This window comes from Streptomyces sp. NRRL B-24572, from assembly GCF_002156145.1.
Classification (GTDB): Bacteria; Actinomycetota; Actinomycetes; order Streptomycetales; family Streptomycetaceae; genus Streptomyces; species Streptomyces vietnamensis.
In genome coordinates this window covers 1-5,526 of sequence record NZ_MWIG01000588.1, presented here as the reverse complement: position 1 = coordinate 5,526, position 5,526 = coordinate 1, and the positions used below count along the sequence as shown (strand labels likewise).

Annotated in this window: 7 protein-coding genes and 1 pseudogene; 6 read left to right on the top strand and 2 right to left on the bottom strand. The window is 72.8% G+C overall.

Going from position 1 to position 5,526, the window contains the following annotated elements:
- The first annotated feature begins 133 nt into the window (after window positions 1-133).
- Window positions 134-883, top strand: a complete 750-nt coding sequence (locus tag CCN56_RS30830) for a response regulator transcription factor (protein ID WP_086831216.1) — start codon at window positions 134-136, stop codon at window positions 881-883.
- Complete coding sequence (locus CCN56_RS30825) at window positions 880-2,325, top strand: cell wall metabolism sensor histidine kinase WalK (protein WP_086831215.1); 1,446 nt, start codon at window positions 880-882, stop codon at window positions 2,323-2,325. The genes CCN56_RS30830 and CCN56_RS30825 overlap by 4 nt, the downstream gene beginning before the upstream one ends.
- Before the next feature lie 67 nt (window positions 2,326-2,392).
- Here CCN56_RS30825 and CCN56_RS30820 read toward each other — a convergent pair whose 3' ends face one another.
- Window positions 2,393-2,923: a DUF2231 domain-containing protein gene (locus CCN56_RS30820; protein ID WP_086831214.1), complete on the bottom strand. Its 531-nt coding sequence runs from the start codon at window positions 2,921-2,923 to the stop codon at window positions 2,393-2,395.
- A 153-nt stretch (window positions 2,924-3,076) separates the two neighbouring features.
- Between CCN56_RS30820 and CCN56_RS30815 the strand changes: the two are divergent.
- Window positions 3,077-3,415 (top strand): annotated as a pseudogene (locus CCN56_RS30815) (transposase); the annotation flags it as partial.
- Window positions 3,416-3,771: 356 nt separating this feature from the next.
- Here CCN56_RS30815 and CCN56_RS30805 read toward each other — a convergent pair.
- A complete protein-coding gene (locus tag CCN56_RS30805) occupies window positions 3,772-4,122 on the bottom strand; it encodes a hypothetical protein (RefSeq protein WP_086831213.1) in 351 nt (116 codons plus the stop codon).
- Between the two features lie 284 nt (window positions 4,123-4,406).
- Here CCN56_RS30805 and CCN56_RS30800 point away from each other — a divergent pair, with 284 nt between their 5' ends.
- From CCN56_RS30800 to CCN56_RS30790, 3 genes are all read left to right on the top strand, one after another.
- Window positions 4,407-4,952 (top strand): histidine phosphatase family protein, encoded by a 546-nt coding sequence (locus CCN56_RS30800; protein ID WP_086831212.1) that lies wholly within the window; start codon window positions 4,407-4,409, stop codon window positions 4,950-4,952.
- Between the two features lie 88 nt (window positions 4,953-5,040).
- On the top strand, window positions 5,041-5,265 hold the full coding sequence (locus CCN56_RS30795) for a DUF6479 family protein (protein ID WP_256962262.1): 225 nt from the start codon (window positions 5,041-5,043) through the stop codon (window positions 5,263-5,265).
- A gap of 47 nt (window positions 5,266-5,312) precedes the next feature.
- Window positions 5,313-5,526 (top strand): hypothetical protein (locus CCN56_RS30790; RefSeq protein ID WP_107484252.1); only part of this gene is annotated, 214 nt, incomplete at its 3' end.

The window sequence follows — 5,526 nt, the reverse complement described above, 5'->3', positions numbered from 1 at the left end:
GTTCGCGTCGAACCGAGCCGTGCCGTTTCACGTGAAACCTTGATCCCCTGAGGCCCCGGCCCCCGGTCCCTTTCTCAGGGACTTCACAGGACAGGGAAAGAGACCTCTCAGTGGCGGCCGCCACCTTGGGGGCATGACCGTCACCACACGCCGAACCGGCACCCGCGCCGACATGCTCCGCGCCGACGGTACCCCCCTGCGGGTCCTCGTCGTCGACGACGACCCCGACCTCGCCGAGGTGCTGTCCGGAGCCCTGCGCTACGAGGGCTGGCTGATCCGCACGGCCGACGACGGGGCCTCGGCGGTCGCCGCGGCCCGGGAGCTGATGCCGGACGCCGTCGTCCTGGACGTGATGCTCCCGGACGTCGACGGCCTGGCCGTCCTGCGCGCTCTGCGCGCCGTGCGACCCGATGTCTGCGTCCTCTTCCTCACCGCCCGGGACACGGTGGAGGACCGCATCGCGGGCATCACGGCGGGCGGCGACGACTACGTCACGAAACCGTTCAGCCTCGAGGAGGTCGTCGCCCGGATGCGCGGGCTGCTGCGCCGCGCGGGCATGGCCCGGCAGCAGTCCGAGGGGCCGGTGCTGACCGTGGGCGACCTGGTGATGGACGAGGACGCCCACGAGGTGACCCGGACGGGCAGGCTGATCGAGCTGTCCCCCACCGAGTTCGAAGTGCTGCGCCTGCTCATGCGCAACCCGCGGCGCGTCCTCAGCAAGGCACAGATCCTGGATCGCGTCTGGTCGTACGACTTCGGGGGCCGCGCCCATGTCGTCGAGCTGTACATCTCCTATCTGCGCAAGAAGGTGGACGCGGGGCGCGAGCCCATGATCCACACCGTGCGCGGGGCGGGTTACGTGCTGAAGCCGGCCGCCGCATGAGGGCTCCGCTGCCCCGTACCCTGCGCGCCCGGCTCACCTTCGGGCTCGTGGTGCTGCTCGCCGTGTGCTGCGCCGCGGTCGGCGTGGCGGCGGTGGTCGAGCTGGAGGGTTTCCTCACCGGCCGCCTCGACGAGCAGCTCACCGAGGTCGGCACCCGCTTCCCGGCGAGCCTGGAGCACTCCGGCCCGCCGGCCGACGACCATGACGGCGACGAGCACGGCGACACGCGCCGCCAGTCCGCGGGCACTTTCGGCGCCCTGCTGCGCCACGGCACGGTCGTCGACGCGGCCGTCGTACGTCCCACCGGCACCGCGTCCGTCGCGCTCACCACCACCGACGGGATACGGCTCGTCGCGGTCCCGGCCGATGGCAGGGGCCACACCGTCGGACTCTCCGCTCTGCACGAGTACCGCGTCATGGCGGCGGCGGGCGCCGACGGAGACGTCCTGGTGACCGGACTTCCCTGGGAGCCCGTCGAGGCGCCCATCCACCGCCTGGAGCTGGTCGCCGGGATCGTGTTCGGTGCGGCGGTCACCGTCACCGGCGTCGCGGGGGCCCTGTGGGTGCGCTGGTCGCTGCGCCCGCTGAGCCGGGTCGCCGCGACGGCCACCCGGGTCAGCGAGCTGCCGCTGGCCAGCGGCGAGGTCGCCCTGCCGGCGCGTGTCCCCGCGTCCGACCCGCGCGGCGAGGTGGGCCGACTCGCCTCCGCCTTCAACCGCATGCTCGGCCACGTCGAGGACGCCCTGACCCAACGGCATGCGAGTGAGGAGCGGCTGCGCCGCTTCGCCGCCGATGCCAGTCACGAGCTGCGCACCCCCGTCGCCACCGTACGCGGCCACGCCGAACTCGCCCTGCTCAACCCCGGTCCGGTGCCACCGGAGATCACCCGGTCCCTGGAACGCATCGTCGCCGAATCCGGCCGGATGGGCGCCATGGTCGACGACCTCCTGCTGCTCGCCCGCCTCGATGCCGGCCGCCCGCTCGACGCGTTCCCCGTCGACCTCACGCACCTGGTCCTCGAAGCGGTCACGGACGCTCGGGCGGCGGGGCCCGCCCACCGCTGGGAGCTGGAACTCCCGGAAGAGCCCGTGACGGTCACCGGTGACGAGCACCGCCTTCACCAGGTGGTGGCCAACCTCCTGGCCAACGCGCGTGCCCACACCCCTGCCGGAACCAAGGTGACGGTGACCCTTGAGGTGGAGGACACGACGGCCGCCCTGATGGTGCACGACGACGGGCCCGGCGTCCCCTCCGCCATCCGGTCGGGAGTCTTCGATCGCTTCACCCGCGCCGACCGCCGTACCAAGGACGCGGGCGGCGGCGCGGGACTCGGCCTGTCGATCGTCGCGGCCGTGGTGAAGGCGCACCGGGGAGGCGTGAGCCTGGAAAGCGCACCGGGGTCGACGACGTTCACGGTGCGGCTTCCGCTGGGGACCGCGTGAGCCGGACCCGCGCCGGGTGGCGGGCGTCTCCCGGCGGAACGGTCCGGACGGGAGAGCCGCCGCCGGATCAGTCGTCGTCCCCGTGACCGCCCGTCGCCGTCGTGGAGAAGCCGTCGTGCCATGCGGCCTTCGCCCCGGAATCACCGATCCGGTACACGTCCACGACGGCGCCCGCGGCCACGACGAGAGACAGGACCACGGCCGCGATCCTGACCGGTGCGGCGGACCAGGGGTTGCCGTGCGAGGTGCCGGACGCGGATCCGTTCACGGGCACCCCGCTGCGGCGAGCCGCCCACCAGACGACGACCGCCAACGCGAACAGGCCCGCGGCCCAGGGGAGCAGACCGTCGCCGAGCTCGGCGTGCCGGCGGACCATCGCGTCGCCGTCGACGTGGCGCTCCAGCCATTCCCCGGCCTCCGTGGCGAGCGGAACGCTCAGAAGCGTGACCAGCGCGAGCAACGGCAGCGCGATGCCCATCCGCCGCGCCACCGTCGGGCGGATCACGCCGACCGTCAGCGCCAGCGCGGTCAGGGGGACGAGCACGATGACGAAATGCACGAGCAGGATGTGCGCGGGCAGGCCGTTGACCAGGCTCACGGAGGAGCTCCTTCACTGAATGGGTCGCACCACATGTCGAACAGGCGCGCCAGCCTGGCACATCAAGTTCTCAGCTTCTTCTGAGCGCGACGCCAGTTCCAGGATCTCCGTACTCGCGCCCGGAGGGCTGCGCGCGTTGCCGAGATCGCTCCGACCTCGAAGTCGGCGGCGGACCGCATCATCGACCACCTCGGGCCGATGCTCGCTTTCCAGCCCCGCAAGCGGTTCGCGAAAGACACCGTGCTCATCGTGGACGGCACCCTGGTCCCCACCCGGGACCACACGATCGCCGAGCGGTCGAAGAACTACCGGTACTCCACCAACCACCAGGTCCTCATCGACGCCGAAACCCGCCTGGTCGTCGTGGTCGGCCGGCCGCTCGCCGGGAACCGCAACGACTGCAAGGCAGGGGAGGAATCCGGCGCCAAGGCCGCCGTCGGCAAGACCCTCACCATCGCCGACGGCGGCCTCCCGTACGACGGCCGCACTGTTGCGGATGCCGGTGTCCCGGTCGATGAGGCCCTTCTTCTCCGCCTGCGACGGCGCGCTGAGCGAGACGGTGACGTACGGGGCGGTCGAGCCCGTGCGGGCGGCGCAGTCGGCGGGCAGGGCGGCCTCGGCCTGGTCGGGGAGTGCCCAGCCGGTGGATCCGGGGCCGAGGGGGACGGAACCCTTCCTCTGTCCGGGGGCGCTCCCCGTGTCCTGGACCGTCGGTCCGTAGACGCCGCGTGGGATGTCGCTGTCCGCGTCGGCACGTTCCACCTGACACGTCTTGAACACGGCATGGTCACCGGTGCCCTTCCGTTCCGTCTCCTCCGCACCGACGGCACCGCCTTGGCCGTCGTCGATCAGTGCCGCCGTCCTCGGGCCGAGCGATCCGAGACAGAGCGCCTGCGTCGGCCCTCCTTGCGGTAGGAGTCCGCGGGGAAGCGGTCGAGGCCGTCGGCGATCACGGCGGTCTGCGAGGCGTGGACGACACCGAAGGCCTGCGGGTCCTCGGCCGTGGACCGGATGATCCTCGTGAGAGCGCCCCGGTCGATGTCCAGGTCGTTGAAGTCGGTCGGGCCGTCCAGGTTCCTGCCGAGGATCCGGTGCACGTCGGAGCCGTAGTCGCCGATCACCTCGCCCATGGCCATGCGCATCGGGACGGGTACGACGCTCTGGTTCTTCTTCGTCGCCTCGGCGTACTCGTCGAGCACCCGGTCGAGGATGGCGGTCCGGGCGCCGTCAAGCGGGACAACAGCGGCAACGGCAGGCAGACGGACCTCCAGCCGTTGGAGGGCATCCCGGTCGCCACGACGACGTGACAAGCCTGCGCGGCACACACCCGAGGGCCCTCGTGACGCCGTCACCGCGCACCGGCCGCGCCCGGCCGTCCGTCCGGAGGGCCGGGTTCGCCCGCCCGCCCGTGCGTGCGATCACGGAGACGGGGTACGCGCATCTTCCGGAACGACCCGGAGCCGTACGCACGGAAGGAGACGTCATGTGCCCGGAGCCCGGATACAGGCGGGCACCACCGGCCGGGGTCCGGCCGCTGTTGGTTCGCCACGCGAAGGCCGTGCGCAAGGACCGGCGGATCGACGACTTCGACCGCGAGCTGAGCGAGCGAGGCAGGGGCGACGCGCCCCGGACCGGCCGCCGGCTCGCGGGCTCCGGTCTCGAACCCGACTTCCTGCTCTGCTCCCCGTCGCGCAGGACCCGCCAGACCTGGCAGCTCGCCGCCTCCGCACTGGAGGACCCGCCGCCCGTCGTCTACGACGAACGCCTCTCCAAGACGCCGCCCGGCACGCTGGTCTCCGTCCTGGCCGAGCAGAGCCCCGGCCTTCGCACCGTGGGCCTCGTCGGCCACAGCCCGGGGATCCGCGAGCCGGCCGCCGGCCTGTGCGGGAGCGGCCCTCCTGAGCTGCTGGAACGGGTGAGGGCGGGCTTCCCGACCTCGGGCGTGGTGCTGATCGAGCTGCCCGGGGGCTGGGAGTCGCTGTCCCCCGGCAGCGGAAGGGTGATCGCCTGCTGGCTACCGGCCGACTGATCCCGTCGCCGGGCCGGGCGCGCCGCCGCCCGGACCGACGGGGACGGAATTCGACATACCGTTCCAAACCCGCCAGAAAGGAAGAATCATGACCCTCTCCTTGGCCGCCGCCTCCGGACTCGCCGCCTCCGGATCGTCCTCACTGTTCCTGATCCTGGTGGGAGTGGTGCTGGTCGTGGTGCTGATCGCCGCGTTCTGGTGGGGTTCACGGCGCGTCGCCCGCCGACGGCGGGACGCCCGTGTCGCCCAGCCGCCGCCCATGGAGGCGGGGCGGGATTCCTGGTCGACCCCGGAGGAGGGGCCCGAGCGATGAGGAGGGGCGCACACGCCCCGCGACGGAACGGAGACGGAGGAGGGACCATGGGCGAGCAGAAGCAGCACAGGACGGACGAGGACCGCGCCGGCCGGCCGCGCACCACGCCTGCCGACGCGGAGGGAGAGAGCGGGGACAAGGAGGCCCGCAGGGAGGCCGAGGAGGCCGTGTCCTCCCGGGGACTGCCCGGCGGCCGGCGCGAGACCGGCGAGCGGCAGGGGGCCACGGGCCGTGAAGCCACCGACCCGAAGGGCGCCGGCG